Origin of the sequence: Novosphingobium organovorum (genome assembly GCF_022832435.1) — a bacterium.
Lineage (GTDB): Bacteria > Pseudomonadota > Alphaproteobacteria > Sphingomonadales > Sphingomonadaceae > Novosphingobium > Novosphingobium organovorum.
This window is the reverse complement of sequence record NZ_JALHLF010000051.1, coordinates 1-20,714: the sequence shown is the minus strand read 5'-3', so window position 1 is coordinate 20,714 and position 20,714 is coordinate 1. Positions and strand designations below refer to the sequence as shown.

Genomic DNA, 20,714 nt, shown 5'->3' with positions numbered 1-20,714 from the left:
CCGCCGAACCCGCAGGCGTCCCGCAGGCTTTCCCGCTTGCGGGAAGCCATCCCCCCCTGCTTTCCGGAGACACGCCATGATCCGCTTTCGCGACCGCGGCGCGCGCGGGCGCCATTTCGGCGCCCGGGTCGATGCCCGCCACAGCTTCTCTTTCGGCGACTACACCGATCCGGCCAACATGGGTTTTCGCGCGCTGCGCGTGCTCAACGAGGATCGCATCATCCCCGGCGGCGGCTTTGCCGAGCATGGCCACGCCGACATGGAGATCCTGACCCTCGTGCTCGACGGCACGCTCGCCCACCACGACAGCCTGGGCAACGCGGTGCGCATCGAGGCTGGCGAAGTCCAGCGCATGACGGCGGGCACGGGCGTGCGCCATAGCGAACGCAACCCCGATCCCGACCGCCGCGCCCACATCGTCCAGATCTGGATCTTTCCCGAGACCGACGGACTGGCGCCCGGCTATGAACAGAAAGCCTTTGCCCCCACCGAGCACCGCAACACCTTTCGCCCGATCGCCAACCGCGACGGGCACGCTGGCGCGCTCACGCTGCACCAGGATGCGGCGCTGGCGCTCGCGCGGATGGACGAAGGCGCACGGATCGAGCAGGCGCTCAGCCCGGCTCGCGGCTATTGGGTCCAGGTCTTGCGCGGGATCGTCGCGCTGGGCGGGACCGAGATGCGCGAAGGCGATGGCGCAGCGCTCAGCGCCGAAAGCACCCTCAGGCTCGAGGCCGAGACTCAAGCCGAAGTCCTGCTGATCGATCTTGCCTGAAACGGCCGCGCTTCGCGCCGCTTCATTCCAGGCCCTTCATTCTGGACCGTTCGCCGGTCGCGCCCAGTCCCCGATCACCAGAGGACCCCAGGCGCTCGACGAGACGGTGGCGACAAATCTGGCGGTGATCAAAACGAGAGAATTGGGTGGTTCCCGCCCACCCCATTGGGCCAGGTCACTACGTTCCCAAGCCTTCCGCCCCTCCCGCGTGCGAGAGGGGCGGAAGGCTTGGAGAAGAAGCGCTCGATCAGGTTTCGCTCGCGGTAGAGCCAAGTGCTGAAGTAGGGTTTTGACCGGCGGTTGGACTTTGGCGGGATGTTGGCGAATGCCCCTTTCTCGCGGAGAGACGCCCGGATGCGATCGGCATCGTAAGCCTTGTCCGCCAGTACGATTGTTCCGGCACCAACATGGTCGAGCAGATCGTCAGCGGCTTGGCCGTCATGGCTTTGCCCTGCGGACAGGCTCAGCCGGATCGGGAGGCCTTGCCCGTCGACGACCGCATGGATTTTGGTCGTGAGCCCACCTCGGGAGCGACCGAGACAATGATCTCGATCCCCCTTTTTGCCGTCGCTGCCTGCTGGTGGGCGCGAACGGAAGTGCTGTCGATCATCTGGATGTCGCCATCGTGCGCGGCGGTGATGGCGTCCATCATTCGATCCCATACGCCAGCCTTCCGCCATCGCGCAAAGCGGTTGTAGCAGGTGGTGCGCGGTCCATAGCGCTCCGGCAGATCGCGCCATGGAGCGCCAGATCGCAGCACCCAGAATATTCCGTTCAAAACGAGCCGGTCATCGACACGCGGCACGCCCCTCGGCTTATTGGGCAACAGTGGCTCGATCACGCGCCATTCAAAGTCGGTAAGGTCATATCGGCTCATGCCGACCCTGAATCAGAATTATAGCGGCCTGAAAAGGCTCATGGCTGTGGTGGCGGGTCGTATAGCGGCCCAACGCCCCACGTGGGCGGAAGGTCCAGATCGGCCTGTTTACACCAAGTAAGACGTCCAGCCTTGTAAGCTTCGCTCTCGACAAGATCGGAATGGACCGTCCGCATGGCCAGCATGAGTGCTTGGAGACCATCTTCCCCGCACGCAAACCGGCGAACCTCTCGTTCCGGCCATCCTATAACATAACGGCATTGGAACTCGCCTCCAGGCGCCTTCGATGGCGTGAAAAAGCACACGACCAATTCACCGCCATCAAGCTCGAACCTGCGCTCCACGAATGGCACTTCAGTCATCTGCCCTCCTTCATCGCGGGAAGGTCTGGCATAGGGCTGAGAAGGCGGCAACTTTTATGGGTTCACGGCCTAGTCGCAGTGGGGTGGGCTCACCACACCGTCCGCAAACCGGCGAAACCAGACGTTTGAATTTGCCCACGCCGCCGAGTGGTTCGACGCGGTTCTGACGTCTGGGCGCGCCCCGTCCGTTAGAACATCACATCTCAGCATCGAACCACTACGAGCCGGCCGGCTTCAACCGACGCTTCTCGGTCACGTCGATCTGCACCACCCGCCCTTCGTGGACGGTGAGCGACACGTTGCCGAACTGCAGCCCACTGAGCGCCTCGCGCACGCTGGCAAGGCTCTGATCGAGCTGGCGCTGGATGTCGCGGGCGCGGTTCTCCGGCTCGCCCGCGCGCGGCGCAGCGCTCACCGATGCCGGGTTGGGTCCGTTCATGGCGCGTTCCTTTCGGTTGCCTCGAAGATCTTCATGCGGCGCGGCCGGATGTAGACGGTCTGGCCAAGACCGGGCGGCACGAGCCGCGATTCCAGATCGAACTCGACCAACCGGTCATGCCCCGCAAGCGCGCCCTCGACCCGCCACATGCCCCCTTTGCGAAAGACGTTGCCCACCACCACCGGATGGCCCACATCGGACACGATCTCGATATCGTGCGGCCGCACGTGGACCCCGCCGGGCAGCACGCAGGTCTCGCCCACGAAATCGGCCACAAAGGCGCTGGCGGGCTCCATGTAGACCTGCTCGGCCGAACCGATCTGTTCGATCCGCCCCTGGTCCATCACCACCACCCGATCCGCCAGTTCGAGCGCTTCTTCCTGATCGTGGGTGACGAAGATCGAGGTCAGCCCCATCTGCTTGTGCAGTTCGCGCAGCCAGCGGCGCAGCGTCTTGCGCACTTTGGCGTCGAGCGCGCCGAAAGGCTCGTCGAGCAGCAGAAGCTGCGGTTCGACCGCCAGCGCGCGGGCCAGCGCCACGCGCTGGCGCTGGCCGCCCGAAAGCTGCGCGGGGTATCGCTCGCCCAGCCCGCCGAGCTGAACCAGGTCGAGCAGTTCGTGCGCCCGCGCGCGGATCGCCGCGCGGCCCGGCCGTTCGCGCCGGGCCCGCACCGAGAGGCCAAAGCCCACGTTGTCCGCGATCGTCATATGCTTGAACAGCGCGTAGTGCTGGAACACGAAGCCCACCTTGCGCTCGGCGACCTGGAGATCGGTCACGTCCTCGCCGTTGAACAGCACGCGCCCCGCATCGGGAAACGCAAGCCCGGCGATGATGCGCAGCAAGGTCGTCTTGCCCGAGCCCGAGGGGCCAAGCAGGGCAAGGAATTCGCCATCGCGCACGCTGAGGTCGAGGCCCTTGAGCGCCGGGTAATCGCCATAGGCCTTGGTGATGCCTTCCAGTCGGATCATCGTCATGCCTTTCGGTTGGAATTGTGGAAACGCGCTTCGAGCGCGGTCTTGAGAACAAGCGTCAGCAGCGCCAGGCAGGCCAGCAGCGAGGCCACCGCAAAGGCCGCCACGAAGTTGTATTCGTTGTAGAGAATCTCGACGTGCAGCGGCATCGTGTTGGTCATTCCGCGCAAGTGCCCCGAGACCACCGAGACCGCGCCGAATTCCCCCATGGCCCGCGCGTTGCACAGCAGCACGCCGTAGAGCAGCCCCCAGCGCACGTTGGGCAAAGTGACCCTCAGGAACGTCTGCAAGCCCGAGGCGCCGAGCGAGAGCGCGGCCTCTTCATCGTCGCGTCCCTGTTCGAGCATGAGCGGGATCAGCTCGCGCGCGACGAAGGGGAACGTCACGAAAACCGTCGCCAGAACGATGCCAGGCACCGCAAAGACGATCTGGATGTCGTACGCCTCAAGCCAGGGCCCGAGCCAGCCCTGCGCGCCGAACACCAGCACGTAGATCAGCCCCGCGACCACCGGCGAGACCGAGAACGGCAGGTCGAGGAACGTGATCAGCAGGCTCTTTCCGGGAAAATCGAACTTGGCGATGGCCCAGGCGGCCAGCACCCCGAACACGAGGTTGACCGGAACGCTGATCGCGGCAACCAGCAGGGTCAGCCGGATGGCGCTCAGCGCATCGGGATCGACCAGCGCGGCGGCATAGGCCCCCAGCCCCTGGCGCAGCGCCTCGACGAAGACGACCACCAGCGGCAGCAGCAGGAACAGCGCGAGGAACCCCAGCGCGGCAAGCACCAGCGCAAGGCGCGGGCGATCGAGCGTGCGCGCGCTCATCGCTCCATCCTCCGCCGGCTCCAGGCCTGGATCAGGTTGATGACCAGAAGCAGGGCAAAAGCGGCCAGCAGCATGACCGTGGCGATCGCGCTGGCCCCGGCGTAATCGTATTGCTCGAGGTGGGTGACGATCAGCAGCGGGGCGATTTCGGACTTGAAGGGCATGTTGCCCGCAATGAAGATGACCGAGCCGTACTCGCCCAGCCCCCGCGCGAAGGCGAGCGCGAAGCCGGTTAGCAGGGCGGGCAGTATCTCCGGCAGGATCACCCGCACGAAGACCTGGACCGGCCGTGCGCCGAGCGAACGCGCGGCTTCTTCGACTTCGGCGTTGAAATCCTCGAGCACCGGCTCGAGCGAGCGCACGATGAAGGGCAGTCCGACGAAGATCATCGCCAGCATGATCCCCACCGGGTTGTAGGCAAGCGTGATCCCCAGCGGGGCAAGCAGCCCGCCGATCCAGCCGTTCGAGGCGTAGATCGCGGTGAGCGCGATCCCCGCCACCGCCGTCGGCAGCGCGAAGGGCAGGTCGACCAGCGCGTTGACGATCCGCCGCCCGGCGAAATCATAGCGCACCAGCACCCAGGCGGTGAGCAGGCCGAACACCGCGTTGATCGCCGCGGCCCCCAGCGACGTGGCGAAGCTGATCTGGTAGGCCGCCAGCGCGCGCGGCGCGAAGGCGGCCTCGGCAAAGCGCGTCCAGCCCATCCCCGCGCTGCGCACGAAGACGGTGCTGAGCGGGATCAGCACGATCAGCGAAAGCCAGGCGAGGGTCAGGCCCATGGTCAGGCCGAAGCCTGGAATGACCGAACGGCGCGCCCGGCGGCGACCGGAGCGCGGGAGGGCAATGGCGCGCGGCGGCGCCAGTGCGAGAGCGTTGCTCGACATTTCCATCGCGCTTACTGCCCGCCGGGGGTGTAGATCTGGTCGAACACGCCGCCATCGTCGAAGAAGCGCTTCTGCGCGGCGCGCCAGCCTCCGAAATCCTTGTCGATGGTGACGAGGTTGAGCGCCGGGAATTCGCCTGCATGGCGCTTTGCAACGTCCCGGTCGATCGGGCGGTAATGGTTCCGGGCGATGATCTCCTGCGCCTCCGGGGTATAGAGATAGGCAAGGTAGGCCTGCGCCAGCTTGAGCGTGCCGTGGCGCTTCGCGTTGCCGTCGATCACCGCCACGGGCGGCTCGGCGAGGATCGAGAGCGAGGGGGTCACGATGTCGAACTTGCCCTTGCCCAGCTCGTCCTGCGCCAGATAGGCCTCGTTCTCCCAGGCCAGCAGCACGTCGCCGATCCCGCGTTCGACGAACGTCGTCGTCGCGCCGCGCGCCCCGCTGTCGAGCACCGGGACATGGCCGTAGAGCTGCTTGACGAAGTCCCTGGCGCCCGCCTCCGAGCCGCCGTGGCTGGCCTTGCCGTAGGCCCAGGCGGCGAGGAAATTCCAGCGCGCGCCTCCGCTCGTCTTGGGATTGGGCGTGATGACCGAGACTCCCGGCTTCACCAGATCGCCCCAGTCGTGGATCTGCTTGGGATTGCCCTTGCGCACCAGAAAGACGATGGTCGAGGCGTAGGGCGCGCTGTTGTGCGGCAGACGGCTCTGCCAGTTTTCGGGCAGCTTGCCGCCGGTGCGGTCCGCGATGGCGTCGATGTCATAGGCCAGCGCCAGGGTGACGACATCGGCGTCGAGCCCGTCGATCACCGCGCGCGCCTGCTTGCCCGAACCGCCATGGCTCATCTTGACCTCGAGCGTCTGCCCGCTCTCACGCTTCCAGCGCGCGGCAAAACGCGGATTGAGCGCCTCGTAGAGTTCGCGCGTGGGGTCGTAGGAGACGTTGAGCAATTGGGCGCTCTTGCCGCCCTCCCCCCGCTTGTCCGAACAACCGGCGAGAGAAAGGCTCCCCAGGGCCAGGGCGGCGAATGCAACGGCGGCGCTCAGCGCGCGCGCTTTTCCGGCGTGTTTCATCGAGCGGTCTTTCCTTGCGCCTTCCCTCCGCCCGCGTGGACGGAAAGGCTGTAGCGTGTTGTTACCGCATTATCTCTATCGGTTTTATAGGGATTAGAAAAGCACAATTCGCGCAATCTTGTCGCGCACCTGGCCCAGCTCGACCGGCCGAAACCAGGGGCGTAAACGCGTGGACCCGCGCCTTTTGGCCCGATTTGCGCCGGTTCAGCCCGCCCGGCGAACCGGCGCGGTGAGCGGCGCATCCTGCCCCTCGCGCAGGGCATCGGCCATCGTGCGCGAATCGAGGACCTGGCGGCTGGCATCGTAAGAGCGCGCAAGTTCCCGCCGAATCAGGCAACGCGCCTCGCTCTCGCAATCCTCGCAGCGCCGGTAGGCCACCCGCGAAAGGCAGGGAAGCGGCGCCAGCGGCCCATCGAAAATGCGCAGGACTTCGCCGAAACTGATCGTGTCGGCGGGGCGCAGCATGACGTATCCACCGGCCTTGCCGCGGCGGCTTTCGAGGATTCCAGCCTTCTTGAGGTCGAGCAGTATCTGTTCGAGAAACTTGTGCGGGATCGAATGGGTGCGCGCGATCTCGGTACTGGTAAGCGCTTCCCCATCGGGCTGAGCCGCCACCGCGAGCAGCGCACGAAGCGCGTATTTGGCTTTATTCGAAATCATGACCGCTCGCCGTTTTCCCTACAGAACGGATGGACATTTACGACCTGTTCGGGCGCATTGCAACGCATCGCCTAGACCAGAGCCAGCAGCGCCAACAGCGCGGCAACGAAGCACACCGCCAGCAGCGGCGCGCCGAAACGGGGAAAATCGGTGAAGCGATAGCCACCCGCCCCCATCACCACCGCGTTGTTGTGGTGCCCGAACGGGGTCAGGAAATCGAGCGAGGTCCCCACCGCAACCGCCATCAGCAGCGGCTCGATCGCCACCCCGGTGCGCGCCGAAATGCCCGCAGCAATGGGGCTGAGAACCGCCGCGGTCGACACGTTGTCAACGAACGGGGTGATGGCTATCGCCATGACCAGCACCAGCGCGATCACCCCGGCGGGGCCGGCTACGGGAAGGTGCGCCACGATGGCGTTCGCGATGATCCGCGCCGCGCCGGTATCCTGCACCGCCACACCGAGCGGGATCATGCAGGCCAGCAACAGAACGATCGGCCAGTTCATTTCCTGAAGTGCGGTACGCAAATTGAGGCAGCGGGTCACCGCCAGCACGAAGACCACCGCGCCAAACGCGACTTCGGTCGGCACCAGTTCGAGCGCCGAAGCCAGCACGCCCGCCGCGAACACCACCACTCCCGTCGCCGCGCGCACATTGAGACGCGGCGGGCGACGGCGCGAAAGCGCCAGCAACGCGCCTTCGCTCATGGTCACGCGCAAGGCCTCGCGTTCCCCCTCCAGGATAAGCACATCGCCCAGTCCGATCGGCAAATCGGCAAAGCGCCCCTCGACCCGGTGGCGCCGGCTTGCGAGCCCCACCACCCGCACCGCCTGCTCGGCGAACAACGCCACATCGCCGATGCGCGAGCCGAGCAGGAAACTGTCGGGCATGACCACCGCTTCCTCCCGGTCACGTCCCGCTGCGCGCGATCCGCCAGCCTCGGCAAAGGCCAGCAGACCACGCGAAACCAGCTGGTCGACCAGCACGAAATCGGCTTCGATCAACACCACGTCGCCGGGCATCACCACGATGTCCGCGCGCCGCGCGAAGACGTGCGCGCCGCTGCGCACCACGCCGTGGATCACGACATCGAAGCTCTGTTCGGCAGCTGGCAGACGCAGCCCGGTCAGCCCCGATCCCGCTGGCACGACCAGTTCGGCCAGAAACGCCGCAGGGCCGACGTCGGAACCGGACGGCACGGCCGGGGCGGCCCGCAGCAGGTGCGGTCCGGCCAGCACCAGCCAGACGAGCCCGGCCAGCACCACCGGCAGCCCGACCCAGGCGAGGCCGAAAAACCCGAACCCACCCCCCGTCTGCGAAACCATCCAGTCGTTGACCACCAGGTTCGCAGGCGTGCCCGTCAGCGAGCAGATCCCGCCCAGCAACGTGGCAAAGGAGAGCGGCATCAGCATCCGCCCCGAGGCGATGCCCAGCCGCGCGCAGACCGACAGCGTGACCGGAAAGAACAGCGCCAACGCGCCGATGTTGTTCATCACCGTTGAAGCCACCGCGGCCAGACTGCACAGCACCGCCAGCACGGCGGTTTCGTTGCGCGCCCGCGCGACGAAGCGCCGCGCGAGCGTATCGATCACGCGCGACTGCGCGAGCGCGGCGACCACAAGCAGGATTTCCGCCACGGTAATCACCGCCGGATTGGAAAACCCGGAAAAAACCGACTGAACCGGCACCACCCCCAGCGCAAAGCCCGCACCAAGGCCACTCATGGCGACCAGCTCGACCCGAAATCTCTCGGAAGCGTAAGCGGCCATCATGCCCAACAGAATAGCGATGATAGCCCATTGCGCGAACGTCATAAGGAACCCTTGCTGGCTCGACCCAAGGCCGGGGCACTCCAGCCTACGCGGGGCGAGCGGCCGGGCGCAAGCGAATCCTTGCCTTATCCCGATTCGCTAGATGGAGTATTGGCAATACCATAGTATAAAGGCGCATCTCGCCCTCCCTCCGGAGAAGCCATGGACGCGCAACTCGCCACCATCTGCCTGCTCACATTTGCCATCAACCTCGTCGGCGCACTGGCCTACGCCGCCCGTATCGCCGGGGTCCGCACCCATAGAATCGCCCTGTCTTTCGCTCTTTTCAACGTTCTTGTCCTGCTCTCGCGGCTCTCCAACAGCTTCCTCGGGCCGTTTCTCGCCAAGCGAATCGAAAAGGCGCTCATCGTGCATTCCGGCGCCGGGCTGCTCCACGACTTTCGCCTGATCCTGGGTACGGCCACCGCCGCAACCATCATCGGCACGCTTCTTATCCCGACCGTTCAAAGATGGTTTTGTCGAGCGATCGAGGATTTTCAGCATCACCGTTCGGTCCTCACCCTGGCCCGGCAGGGTCTCAGCCTGCGCGGAGTACGCTTTCTGCACCGCTCCGGCACCGCGCCCCACCCGCGCCACGTCCGCGACCTGCGCCGCCCGCGCGGCATCGGCATTGGCGTCATCGCGCTCAACGTACTGGCGCAGGCGCTGCTCAGCGTGGGCGTCACCGCAGCGCTCTACGCCGGATATCGCTACCCGGAATACCGGGTGACCGCCTCGCAACTGTCCTCGGTGGTCAACGGGCTGGCCACGATCCTGCTGTTCGTGCTGATCGACCCCCAGCTTTCGGTGATGACCGACGACGTCATTGCCGGATCGGTCGATGAACCGGTTTTCCGGCGCACGATCGTGTTGCTCTCGATGAGCCGGATCGCCGGGACAATGCTGGCCCAGGTGCTGTTCCTGCCGGCAGTCTGGCTGGTGATGGTCTGCGTGCGGACGATCTAGGGCATTTTCCAGTCAGGTGGAATCACCTGACGGTTCAGAAAATTCGTTAAAACAAAAGGCTAGAGCGGTCGATCTGATGCAATCTGATCGAAAATCGCTCTAGTCACAGCGGAGGGAGCCACGCCCGCCATCCGCAAAGCGCCGAACTGGACGGCTGATTTTGTCCACGCTGCCTCGAAGCCAGCCCCCTCATACCAAGCGGCAATGATGCTGGAGCGCTCAGGCGCCGCGCGGGCGCCCCCCTCACCGCGGGATCGCATCGCTTTTGCGACGCAAGGAAATCGGCGAAAAACCGCCAATTTCGGCTCACCCTGCCGAACAAATCGCTCTACTCGACGCGATGTGCAAAAAGCCGCTTGACCAAAACCCCACCCATTAGGTAGAGATTAAATCACCAAACGACGGATGGTCAGGACGTCCCGGCTTTTCTCCCTGACCCGCGGCATTTGATCGGGAAGCAGCTTGCTCCGCGTTACCAACCGCTAAAGCGCGCGATGCTCGGGCGACAACGCCAGGCCTCGTGTTCCCCTCACACGAAACTTGAGGTGATCCGATGCACAGCCCCTTCACGATCCCCCGCAGGGCAACCTACCGGCCGACCCTGGCCGCCGCGCTGCGATCAAAATCCAAATTCCGCCAGGGCCTTCCCGCCGGATCGCGCGCCACGGCCGCACCCCGCACGCCGCCCTCGTTCCACCGCGCTACCCCGCCCAAGGCGATGGCGACGCAAAGCCTGACACGGGTGCCCTGGGCGCAGCCGCCGGGCGCCGGATCGACCGAAATCTTTCGCGGGCTGGTGATCGCCCTGCCGATTTCGCTTGCGCTCTGGGCCGGTATCGCCGCGCTCGTCAGCGCGGCCTGGAACTAGGAGCGGTGCCGTGCTGCAACGCCCTTTCACCACCACCGGGCGCGCCTGCGCGCCCGCTCCGCTGCTGCTGACCCTGCCCGGTATCGACAACAGCGGGCCGGACCACTGGCAAAGCCTGTGGGAACGCGACCAGGCCGATTTCCGCCGCGTCGATCTGGGCGACTGGGCCCTGCCGCAGCGCGCGCAGTGGGTTGCGCGGCTCGAGGCTGCGATCGCTTCGGCCTCGCGCCCGGTCATCCTCGTCGCGCACAGCCTGGGCTGCCACGCCGCGGCCTGGTGGAGCGCGCAAGGTTCGGCGCGCACCACCTGTGTCGCGGGCGCGCTGCTGGTGGCACCGCCCGATGTCGAGGACGCCCCGATCGATGCCCGTCTGTGCGGTTTCGGCCCCGTCGCGCGCCAGCGCCTCGCCTTCCCATCGCTGCTCGTCGCCAGCCGCAACGATCCCTACACCCGCTTCGGTCAGGCCCGGCGCATGGCGCGCATCTGGGGCAGCCAACTGATCGATGCCGGACCGATGGGGCACATCAACGCCGCATCCGGCCTCAAGGACTGGCCCTACGGCCTGTTCCTGCTGCGCCGCCTGATCGCCAGCATCACGCCTGCGCCCACACCGCTTCTCGCGGACGGCGCGGCGGCGTACTTCGCGCAACGCCAGACGCCTTCAGGCGCGCCGCGCTGATCGCGCGAACCTGAAGGCCGGGCGGGAGGTATTCCCTCCCTTGTACCTCCCGTCCGGCTTTCCCGGCACCCTGCCCGCTTGACCGGGGGGCCCGCAACAGGCGCGCCACAGGCCCACGACGGCCCTTAGCCGCGCGCCCTGGCGCTCCGCCCGCACCCGACCTGCGTCCGCCCCCTCTTCGTTCGCCCCGACGCCTCTGCCGGGACGCGAAACCCTTCGTCACGCCCGCATAACAGGACCCGATTTCCATGCCCTCGCCGACCCTATCGACTGCCCTCTCGACTGGCCTCTCGACTGGCCTAGCGACTGGCCTAGCGACTGGCTCTGGCCGCGTAACGCTGACCAGCGCGCTGCTGGCCGCCAGTCTCCTTGCTTCCCCTCCCGCCCTTGCTGCCGATGCCGTCGATGCTGCCAGCCTCCCCACGAGCGATGCGGCAACGGGAGCGACCACCGATGCCGCCGACGATGCCGATGCCGATGCGATCGTCGTCACCGGTTCGCGCCGCCGCGAGGAGAACGTCCAGGAGGTGCCCGTCGCGATCAGCGCGATCAGCGCGCAGACGCTGGAGCGTCGCGGCGACTACACCATCGGCCAGATCCAGCAGCAGGTGCCCAGCCTCCAGATCATCACCTTCAACCCGCGCAACACCAACATCAACATCCGCGGCCTGGGCTCGAACGTATCGCTCACCAACGACGGGCTCGAAAGCGGCGTGGGCTTCTACATCGACAACGTTTATTACGGCCGCGTCGGGCTCGCGCAGTTCGACCTTGTAGACCTTCAGGGCATCGAGGTGCTGCGCGGACCGCAGGGCACGCTGTTCGGCAAGAACACCACCGCGGGCGTCATCAACGTCACCTCGCGCAAGCCCAGCTTCGACCCCGAACTGTCCGCCGAGGCTAGCCTTGGCAACTACGGCTACCACCAGCTGCGCGGCTCGGTTTCGGGGGGACTGATCGAGGATGTGCTGGCGCTGCGCGTTTCGGGCGCGATCAGCGGCAACGACGGTTTCCTGTGGAACAAGACGACCCACACCCGCGCGCAGAACTATTCCAACAAGAGCGTGCGCGCGCAGCTTCTGTTCGCTCCCACCAGCGATCTGGAGGTGCGCCTGATCGGCGATTACGCGCGGCAAAAGCAGGACTACACGCTCAACGTCTTCGCTGCCCTGCACACCACCTACGAAGACGGCTCGACCATCGCGAACAACTTCGCCCAGCGCGCCGCGCGCTTTGCCGACTACAGCCTGCCCACGTTCTCCCCGTTCGACCGCGTGGGCGAGGCGGACAGTCACTACCAGTCGAAGATGGCGGGCTACGGCGTCTCGGGCCAGGCCGACTGGACGCTGGGCGGCGCGACGCTGACCGCGATCAGCGCCTATCGCTGGTGGGACTGGGACCCGGCCAACGATGGTGACAGCACGTCGCTGCCGATCGTGGTCAAGGCGCAGCAGGCCAACCGCCAGCGCCAGTTCAGCCAGGAATTGCGGCTTGCCTCGAAGGACAACGGCACGTTCGACTATGTGCTGGGCGCCTATTATTTCTGGCAGACGGTGCGCGGCTACGGCGCCACGCGCTACGGATCGGCCGGGCCGCTGTGGTACCTGAACAGCACCAGCGCGCTCAGCACCGCCGCGCTCGACGGGTACGAGGTCAACTCCTATTCCGACCCGCAGACGCGCACCCTTTCGGCCTTCGGCCAGACCGACTGGCACGTGACCCCTCGACTCACGCTGACCACGGGCTTGCGCTTCAACCACGAGAAAAAGCGCGGCGTCTATGAGCAATGGGTCGCCGATGCCGCCGACATCTCGGGCTTCAGCGAGGCCGAACAGGCGCAGATCCTCGCCCTGCGATCGAGCTTCAACAAGGCCGTCGCGCGCACCGTTACCGCCTTTACCGACGACAGCCTGTCGGGCCTCGTCTCGCTGGCCTGGAAACCGCGCAAGAACGCGCTCCTCTACGCCAGCTATTCGCGCGGCAACAAATCGGGCGGGCTCAACCTCACCCAGCTGCCCTCCAGTCTGACCGACGCCAGCGTCAGGCCCGAGACGGTCGACGCCTTCGAACTGGGTCTCAAGACGCAGTTCCTCGATGACCGCGCGACCTTGAACGCCGCCGCGTTCTGGACCCAGATCCGCGACTACCAGACCACCATTTCCGACGTCGATCCCGACAACAGTTCAGTCACGCGCCAGTACATCTCGAACATCCCCAAGGTCCGCTCGCGCGGGATCGAGGGGGACCTCGCCTTCGTGGCCAGCGACTACCTGCGCTTCAACGCCTCCGCGACGTTCACCGACGCGCGCTACCTGTCCTACGAAAACGCACCGCAAGCCTACGAACGGCTGAACGAGGGCGCGACACAGGACCTTTCGGGCGCGCGACTGCCGGGCGTTCCCAAATGGGCCTGGACGCTGGGCGCGGACGCCAGCCATCCGCTGGCGACCCTGGGCGGGCGCACCATCACCGCCTACGCCCACGCCGACTACGCCTGGAAATCGGCCGTCAACACCTCGGCCTCGAACTCGGCCTGGACGGTGGTTGCGGCCTACGCCCTCGCCAACGCGCGGATCGGCCTCGCCACCCAGGACGGTCTCTGGGACCTCTCGATCTGGGCGCGCAACCTGTTCGACAAGGACTATTTCATCGCGCTCGGCGCCGCCAGCACCGGTGTCGTCACCGCGCAGCTGGGCGAGCCGCGCACCATCGGCGCGACGTTGCGTACCAAACTGTGACGCACGCCCGACCCGAGCCTTCCCCGGAGCTATCCATGCCCTGCCCGCATCCTTCCACTCCTGCGCTCACAACGGCGCGTCTGTTGCGTTTTGCCGCGATGATCGTCCCGATCTACGCCGCCACGCAGCCGGTCATGGCCTTCGTGCCCGCAATCCTTGCACATGACTACGCGATCCCGCTTGCCGGGCTCGGGCTGGTCTATCTCATCGGCCAGCTCGCCAATTCGCTGCTCGACCCGATCGTCGGCGCGCTGAGCGATCGCACGGCGAGCCGGTTCGGACGGCGACGCCCGTGGATCGCGGGCGGCGGCCTTCTGTTCATTGTGGGCTGTGCGATGCTGTTCTTCCCGCCCGACGGCATCGGGCTCGGCTGGGTCGCGGGCGGGGTGCTGTGCTACTACTGCGGCGCCTCGATCACCCAGACCGGCCTGCTCGCCTGGTCGGGCGAGATCAGCGGCGACTATGACGAGCGCACGCGCATCGCCGCGCAGATCACGCTGCTGTCCTCGGCCGCGCTGGTGCTCACGCTGCTGCTGCCCGCGCTGGCCGACCAGCTGCGTCCCGACGACGGGCGGCTGCGCCTGACGCTGTTCGGTACGCTGGTGCTGGTGACCGCAGTGCCGGGCCTGCTGCTGACACTGACCGCCTGGCCTGAACGCCAGATCGAGCGCGCTACCGAGCACCACCTCGCGCGTTTCGCGTTTCGCGCGAGCCTCAAGGCGGTCTTTGGCAACCCGCTGCTGCTGCGCGTGCTGGCCGCCGATGCGGCGGTCACCGCCGGACAGGGCGTGCGAACCGCGCTGCTGCTGTTTGTCGTGACGATCTATTTCGGGCGCCCCGAATGGGCGGCGGGGTTCTTCCTGCTCCAGTATTCGTTCGGCATTCTCGCCGGGCCGATCTGGCGCCCGATCGGGCAGCGGCTGGGCAAGGCGCGCGCGGCGATGCTGGCCGAGTTGAGCCAGTGCGCGATCAACCTGGCGCTGGTGTTCCTCGCGCCGCAGGACTTCGCGCTGATGATGGCGCTCGCCGTGGCGCAGGGGCTGACCCAGGGCTCGGGCAATCTCATGCTGCGCGCGATGGTCGCCGACGTTGCCGATCTCCACCGCGCGCAGACCGGGGAGGACCGCGTTGGCCTCTACTATTCGGTCTTCAGCGTCTCGATGAAGCTGGGCGGCGCGCTCGCCTTCGGGATCGCGCTGCCGCTGGTGACCGCGCTCGGCTTCGACGCCAAAGCCTCCACGAATACGCCCGCAGCGCTCCACGCACTGTTGCTGGTCTTCGCGCTCGGCCCCGCGCTGGCGCACCTGCTGGCAGCGACGCTCGTCGCGCGCTTCCCGCTCGATGCCGCGCGCCACGGCGAACTGCGCCGCCGGATCGAAACGCCCCCTCCCGCTTTCGCGCCGGTCCCTGAACCGGCCGAATGACCCTCCCCTTTCACGCTTGCAACCAAGGAGACCGACCATGACCACTTCGTCCATCGCCACCTACGCCAATGCCCCCGATCCCGCCTCGGGCCTCGACATCCGTCCCGTCACCGGCACCATCGGCGCCGAAGTGCGCGGCGTGACGCTCTCGGGGGACCTGGGGGCAGGCACCATAGCCGCGATCAAGGCTGCGCTGGTGCGCCACAAGGTGCTGTTCTTCCGCGCCCAGCATAGTCTCGACGATGCCGCGCACGAGGCTTTCGCGGCGCATTTCGGCGACCCGGTCGCGCACCCCACCGTGCCCGTCGCGCCCGGCTCGCGCTACCTGCTCGAACTCGACAGCAAGGAGGGCTACGCGGCCTCCAGCTGGCACACCGACGTGACCTTCACCGAGGCCTACCCCGCCGCCTCGATCCTGCGCGCGATCACCATTCCCGAAGCGGGCGGCGATACCGTCTGGGCGAACTGCGTGACCGCCTACGACACCCTGCCCGAAGCGCTGCGTCCCTTCGTCAATGGCCTGCGCGCGGTCCATTCGAACGACTACGACTACGCCGCCCTGCTGGCGAGCACCGCCAACCGCGTCGCCAGCGATGCGCAGGCCGATGCGCGCCGCCTGTTCCAGAAGGACGTCTTCGCCTCGACGATCTACGAAACCGAACATCCGGTGGTGCGTGTCCACCCCGTCTCGGGCGAACGCGCGCTGCTGCTGGGCCACTTCGTCAAGCGTATTGCAGGTCTTGGCGCGGCGGATTCGGCGCGCATCTTCGCCATCCTGCAAGAACACATCACCCGGCCCGAAAACGTCGTGCGCTGGCGCTGGCAGCCGGGCGACGTGGCGTTCTGGGACAACCAGGCGACCCAGCACCGCGCGGTGGCCGATTTCGGCCTCCAGCGCCGCACGCTGCGCCGCGCGACGATAGCCGGGGCGGTGCCGGTGGGGATCGACGGGTCGCGCAGCCAGACCTTGCGCAAGGAACGCCCGCTGCGCACCCAAGCGGCCTGAGCGCCCGGCCCTGACGACAGCCGACACCGTCTTTCCACGCCCCGCATCCGGTGTCCTTCCTCCGGGCCGAATGCGGGGCCACCTTACTGCAAAGGCCCGATCACGATGAACTTCCCTCTCCGGCGGCGCCGGGTACGCCCACGCACGCGGTTGGCCTGCGCCGCCGCTGCCCTGCTCGCGGCCACTCTCCTGGCTGGTCCCGCAGCTGCCAGGGCGCCCGTGCCCGATCCCGCCCTCGCCGCGGCCGGACCCTCGACGCCCTCCCGCCAGCCGCGTCCCAATTTCCTGGTCATCGTCGCCGACGATCTGGGCTGGTCCGACCTTGGCGCCTTCGGGGGGGAGATCGCCACGCCCCATCTCGACGCGCTGGCGCTGGCGGGCGTGCGGCTGACCGGCTTTCACACCGCCCCCACCTGCTCGCCCACGCGCGCGATGCTGCTTTCGGGCACCGACAACCACCGCGCGGGGCTGGGCAACATGGCCGAGCTGACCGCCCCCAACCAGAAGGGCCATCCCGGCTACGAAGGCTATCTCAGCCCCTCGGTCGCCTCGCTCGCCGAAAGGCTTGCCGCGGGCGGCTACCGCACGCTGATGGCGGGCAAGTGGCATCTGGGCCTCGCCCCCGACCAGGACCCGCACGCGCGCGGTTTCCAGCACAGTTTCGCGCTGCTCCAGGGCGCTTCGAACCACTTCGGGCTCGATCAGGCGACGAGCCCCGACAAGGGCTCTGTCTATACCCGCGACGGCACGGTGCTCGACCATCTCGAGCCCGGCTTCTACTCCTCCGACGCCTTTGCCGCCGACCTCGTCGCCGAGCTTGACGCCAGCCGGGCCGATGCGCCGCAAAAGCCCTTCTTCGCCTACCTCACCTTCACCGCGCCGCACTGGCCGATGCAGGCGCCCGCCGAGGAGATCGCGCGCCAGAAGGGACGTTACGATGCCGGTTTCGATGCGCTGCGCCAGGCGCGCCTTGCCCGGCAGCAGGCGCTCGGCCTGCTGGCACCGGGTACCGCAGCGCACAGCGTGCGCGCACCGCTCGGCGGGTGGGACGCGCTGACCGCCGCCGACCAGCGCGAAGCGGCCCGCAGCATGGAGATCTATGCCGCGATGGTCGCGCGGATGGACCAGGACGTGGGGCAGGTGATCGACGCGCTACGCCGCAGCGGCGAACTGGAGAACACCGTGATCGTCTTCCTCGCCGACAATGGAGCCGAGGCGCTCGACAGCAAGACCACCGGGGCCAGGATGCTCGCCAAGTACACCCAGAGCGCCGACAACCGCTTCGACAATCTGGGTTCCGGGACCAGCTACGTGACCTATGGTCCCGGCTGGGCGCAGGCGGCCACCGCGCCGTCCTGGCTGGTCAAAGGCTACGCCTCCGAAGGCGGCACGCGCACCGCGGCGTTCGTCAGCGGGCCGGGGCTGGCCCATCCCGGTTCGATCGCTCGCGCCTATGTCGGCGTGGCGGACATCGCGCCCACGTTGCTCGACTACGCGGGGATCGCGGCGCAGGGAACGCGCTTTGCCGGACGCCGCGTGCTGCCGATCACCGGCACCAGCGCGCGCGCCTGGCTGGAGGGCCGCGCCCCGGCGGTTCATTCGCCGCAGGAAGCCATCGGCACCGAGCTGTTCGCCAGCCGTTCGATCCGCCAGGGCGACTGGAAGATCACCGACAACGGCGATGGCCGCTGGCGCCTGTTCGACATTGCCAGCGATCCGGGCGAGACCCGCGACCTGTCGCTCGAACAGCCCGAGCGGCGCGCCGCGCTCGAAGCGCAGTGGGCTGCCTATGCGCGCGAAAACGGCGTGATCCTGCCCGACACGGTGCCCTACCGCCCCTGAATCCGGACATGCGGCGCGCGGATTCCACCGCGCGCCGCAATGCCATCGAATGCATTTCATAATTGCTATTGACTCGCAATAGTGATTTTTAGAATGAGCGTGGCTCCGACATCGGGGGCACACATGAACAGACGAATTGCATTCCTTTCCGGCCTATCGGGAACCGCGCTCATGACGCTGAGCGCGGGCAGCGCCATGGCGCAGGAGGCCAGCCAGACCACCACCACGCCCGCCCCGCTCGACGACACGATCATCGTCACCGGCGAAAAGAGCGCCCGTTCGCTCCAGGAAACCCAGACGAGCGTTGCCGTCACCACCGCACAGCGCATCGAAAAGGAAGCGCTGATCACCATCCAGGACGTCTACAACCGCACCGCAAACGTCTCGGAAACCTATGGTTCGACCGGCTTCACCATTCGCGGCATCCGCAACACCGGCGCGACCGGCAGCGGCAACGCGGACACCGCGACGGTCTATGTCGATGGCGCGCCGATCCCGCGCTGGGCGCTCTACGGCGGGCCGACCGACTTGTGGGACGTGAAGCAGGTGGAAGTGCTGCGCGGCCCCCAGTCCACCATCCAGGGGCTCAACGCCATGGCCGGTTCGATCGTCATCACCAGCAAGGACCCCTCGCTCACCCGCTGGAGCGGCGATGCGCGCGTGCAATGGACCGAACACGACGACCGCACGTTCTCGATCGCGACGGGCGGTCCGATCATCGCCGACGAGCTGGGCATCCGCCTCTCGGCCGAGCGGCGTGCCGATCGCGGCCTCATCCGAAACGTGACGCGCGGCGGCTACGACGATGAACTCAAGGTGCTCAACCTGCGTGGAAAACTGCTGTGGACGCCCTCCGCGCTCCCCGGCCTTACCGCGCTCGCCAGCTATAACCGCGTGCGGCGCGAAGGCGGCTATCTCTACGAATACGCGCGGACCGACGTGGCCGACTACTTCAACAACCGCGTCTCGACCAGCGACCAGCCCGATCGCGGCTCGATCGCCAGCGACATCGCGGTCCTGAACCTGGGTTACGACACCGGCGGCCGGGTCAAGCTGTCGAGCGTCACCTCGTGGAACCGTTCGAAGGTCCACTCGACCATCGATGGCGACGGCACCGCCGAGGACGAGCAGTTCATCGACAACCGCTACCTCTACCGCACGCTGACCCAGGAACTGCGGCTCAACTACGAAGGCCCGCTGCTCAGCGGCGTGCTCGGCGCATGGTACTACCGGCGTTCGGGCGCGATCAACGCCAACAGCCGGATCAACATCACCACCCCGACATCGACCATTTCCTCCCTGCTCCAGGCGAGCGGGTTCAGCGCGTCGAGCGCCAGCGCGATCAGTACGGCCTACGCCGCACTGCTCCCGGTGATCCCGGTCGAATACCAAGCCGACCAGCCCGAAAAGGTGGAGACCATGGCGCTGTTCGGCGACGGGCGCATCCACCTTTCCAGCCGGCTCTCGCTCATCGCGGGCTTCCGCTTCGACCACGAGACCAACCGCTATACCGCCGAAACGACGGCGAGCTTCACCGGCACCCTGCCCGACACCGACGCGCTGGGCAGCGCCTACGCGCCGGTGGTCTCGGTCATCAACGCGGGCGTGCTCGCGCTCGTCGACGATGCCTCGGCCGCACGCGCGAGCAACCGGCGCCGCTTCAACGCGTTCCTGCCCAAGGCCGGGCTGTCGATGGACTGGACGCGCGATCTCAACACCAGTTTCACCGTCCAGCGCGCCTACCGGTCGGGCGGATCGAGCCAGAACCCGGCGAAAGCAACGCTCGTCGCCTACGACCCGGAATACAGCTGGAACTACGAATTCTCGCTGCGCTCGCGCTGGCTCGACAATCGCCTGACGCTCAACGCAAACGTGTTCTACAACGACTGGCGCAACCAGCAGGTGACCGCCCACTTCGGCTCGAGCACCTACGACTACAACACCGTCAACGCCGCCAAGTCGCACATGTACGGCTTCGAGGTCGAGGCAGGTGCACGGCTTTCCGCGATGTTCGACGTCTACGCCTCTCTCGGCCACATCCGCACCAAGTTCGACCACTTCGACCTGCCCGAGGGCACCACCAGCACGGTGGATCTTGCGGGCACCGAGTTCCCCTACGCGCCGCACTGGACGCTGGCGGGCGGCATCAACGCCGATTTCGGCAGCGGCTTCACCGCCAATCTCAACGCCAACTACCGCAGCGCGGTCTATTCGAGCGTCGGGCAGAATCAGTCGGACAGCAAGCTGGCCGGCCGCACCCTCGTCAACGCACGGGTCGGCTACGACGCGGGCGCGTGGGAAGTCTTCGGCTTCGTGCGCAACCTGTTCAACGACGCCTACGACCAGTACCGCTACGACGCGGTGAACCTTGCTATCCTGGGCGAGCCGCAGACCTTCGGGATCGGCGCGGGGCTGCACTGGTGAACCCGCTGATCGCCCTCCTTTCGCTTGCCGCCGGAGCGCTGGGGACAAGCCTGCTGCGCCTGTCGCGCGGCGCGCGCGGCCCCGGCCGCACGCT

Annotated in this window: 17 protein-coding genes and 1 pseudogene; 9 read left to right on the top strand and 9 right to left on the bottom strand. The window is 67.0% G+C overall.

Annotation, left to right across the window (positions count from 1 at the left end):
• The first annotated feature begins 76 nt into the window (after positions 1-76).
• Positions 77-775: a pirin family protein gene (locus tag MTR62_RS12825; RefSeq protein ID WP_244021496.1), complete on the top strand. Its 699-nt coding sequence runs from the start codon at positions 77-79 to the stop codon at positions 773-775.
• Between the two features lie 128 nt (positions 776-903).
• On the opposite strand, the pseudogene MTR62_RS12820 reads toward MTR62_RS12825, so the two are convergent.
• The 9 genes and pseudogenes from MTR62_RS12820 to MTR62_RS12785 all read right to left on the bottom strand — a co-directional run bounded on the left by MTR62_RS12820 (position 904) and on the right by MTR62_RS12785 (position 8,676).
• Positions 904-1,652, bottom strand: a pseudogene (locus MTR62_RS12820) (IS5 family transposase).
• Positions 1,653-1,690: 38 nt separating this feature from the next.
• Positions 1,691-2,014: a DUF6968 family protein gene (locus MTR62_RS21635; RefSeq protein ID WP_407672682.1), complete on the bottom strand. Its 324-nt coding sequence runs from the start codon at positions 2,012-2,014 to the stop codon at positions 1,691-1,693.
• A gap of 217 nt (positions 2,015-2,231) precedes the next feature.
• Positions 2,232-2,453, bottom strand: a complete 222-nt coding sequence (locus MTR62_RS12815) for a YezD family protein (protein ID WP_244021494.1) — start codon at positions 2,451-2,453, stop codon at positions 2,232-2,234.
• Positions 2,450-3,421: a sulfate/molybdate ABC transporter ATP-binding protein gene (locus MTR62_RS12810; protein WP_244021492.1), complete on the bottom strand. Its 972-nt coding sequence runs from the start codon at positions 3,419-3,421 to the stop codon at positions 2,450-2,452. Before MTR62_RS12810 ends, MTR62_RS12815 begins: the two co-directional genes overlap by 4 nt.
• A 2-nt stretch (positions 3,422-3,423) precedes the next feature.
• Positions 3,424-4,248: a sulfate ABC transporter permease subunit CysW gene (gene cysW, locus MTR62_RS12805; protein ID WP_244021490.1), complete on the bottom strand. Its 825-nt coding sequence runs from the start codon at positions 4,246-4,248 to the stop codon at positions 3,424-3,426.
• Complete coding sequence (gene cysT, locus MTR62_RS12800) at positions 4,245-5,132, bottom strand: sulfate ABC transporter permease subunit CysT (protein ID WP_244021486.1); 888 nt, start codon at positions 5,130-5,132, stop codon at positions 4,245-4,247. Before cysT ends, cysW begins: the two co-directional genes overlap by 4 nt.
• Positions 5,133-5,143: 11 nt before the next feature.
• Positions 5,144-6,202 (bottom strand): sulfate ABC transporter substrate-binding protein, encoded by a 1,059-nt coding sequence (locus MTR62_RS12795; protein ID WP_244021484.1) that lies wholly within the window; start codon positions 6,200-6,202, stop codon positions 5,144-5,146.
• A 204-nt stretch (positions 6,203-6,406) separates the two neighbouring features.
• Positions 6,407-6,862: an Rrf2 family transcriptional regulator gene (locus MTR62_RS12790; protein WP_244021482.1), complete on the bottom strand. Its 456-nt coding sequence runs from the start codon at positions 6,860-6,862 to the stop codon at positions 6,407-6,409.
• Positions 6,863-6,933: 71 nt separating this feature from the next.
• The gene (locus MTR62_RS12785; protein WP_244021480.1) at positions 6,934-8,676 is read right to left on the bottom strand and encodes an SLC13 family permease; all 1,743 of its coding nucleotides are present in this window, start codon (positions 8,674-8,676) and stop codon (positions 6,934-6,936) included.
• 159 nt (positions 8,677-8,835) lie between these two features.
• Here MTR62_RS12785 and MTR62_RS12780 point away from each other — a divergent pair, with 159 nt between their 5' ends.
• The 8 genes from MTR62_RS12780 (at position 8,836) to MTR62_RS12745 (ending at position 20,620) form a co-directional block, all read left to right on the top strand.
• Positions 8,836-9,639, top strand: a complete 804-nt coding sequence (locus tag MTR62_RS12780) for a lipid II flippase Amj family protein (RefSeq protein ID WP_244021478.1) — start codon at positions 8,836-8,838, stop codon at positions 9,637-9,639.
• Positions 9,640-10,192: 553 nt separating this feature from the next.
• Complete coding sequence (locus MTR62_RS12775; protein ID WP_244021476.1) at positions 10,193-10,507, top strand: hypothetical protein; 315 nt, start codon at positions 10,193-10,195, stop codon at positions 10,505-10,507.
• Positions 10,508-10,517: 10 nt separating this feature from the next.
• On the top strand, positions 10,518-11,186 hold the full coding sequence (locus tag MTR62_RS12770) for an RBBP9/YdeN family alpha/beta hydrolase (RefSeq protein WP_244021471.1): 669 nt from the start codon (positions 10,518-10,520) through the stop codon (positions 11,184-11,186).
• 248 nt (positions 11,187-11,434) lie between these two features.
• Complete coding sequence (locus MTR62_RS12765; RefSeq protein ID WP_244021470.1) at positions 11,435-13,924, top strand: TonB-dependent receptor; 2,490 nt, start codon at positions 11,435-11,437, stop codon at positions 13,922-13,924.
• Between the two features lie 83 nt (positions 13,925-14,007).
• A complete protein-coding gene (locus MTR62_RS12760) occupies positions 14,008-15,348 on the top strand; it encodes an MFS transporter (protein WP_244021469.1) in 1,341 nt (446 codons plus the stop codon).
• Between the two features lie 37 nt (positions 15,349-15,385).
• Complete coding sequence (locus MTR62_RS12755) at positions 15,386-16,354, top strand: TauD/TfdA dioxygenase family protein (protein WP_244021468.1); 969 nt, start codon at positions 15,386-15,388, stop codon at positions 16,352-16,354.
• 105 nt (positions 16,355-16,459) lie between these two features.
• Positions 16,460-18,196: an arylsulfatase gene (locus tag MTR62_RS12750; RefSeq protein WP_244021467.1), complete on the top strand. Its 1,737-nt coding sequence runs from the start codon at positions 16,460-16,462 to the stop codon at positions 18,194-18,196.
• A gap of 171 nt (positions 18,197-18,367) precedes the next feature.
• Positions 18,368-20,620, top strand: a complete 2,253-nt coding sequence (locus MTR62_RS12745) for a TonB-dependent receptor (RefSeq protein WP_244021466.1) — start codon at positions 18,368-18,370, stop codon at positions 20,618-20,620.
• Positions 20,621-20,714: the final 94 nt, after the last annotated feature.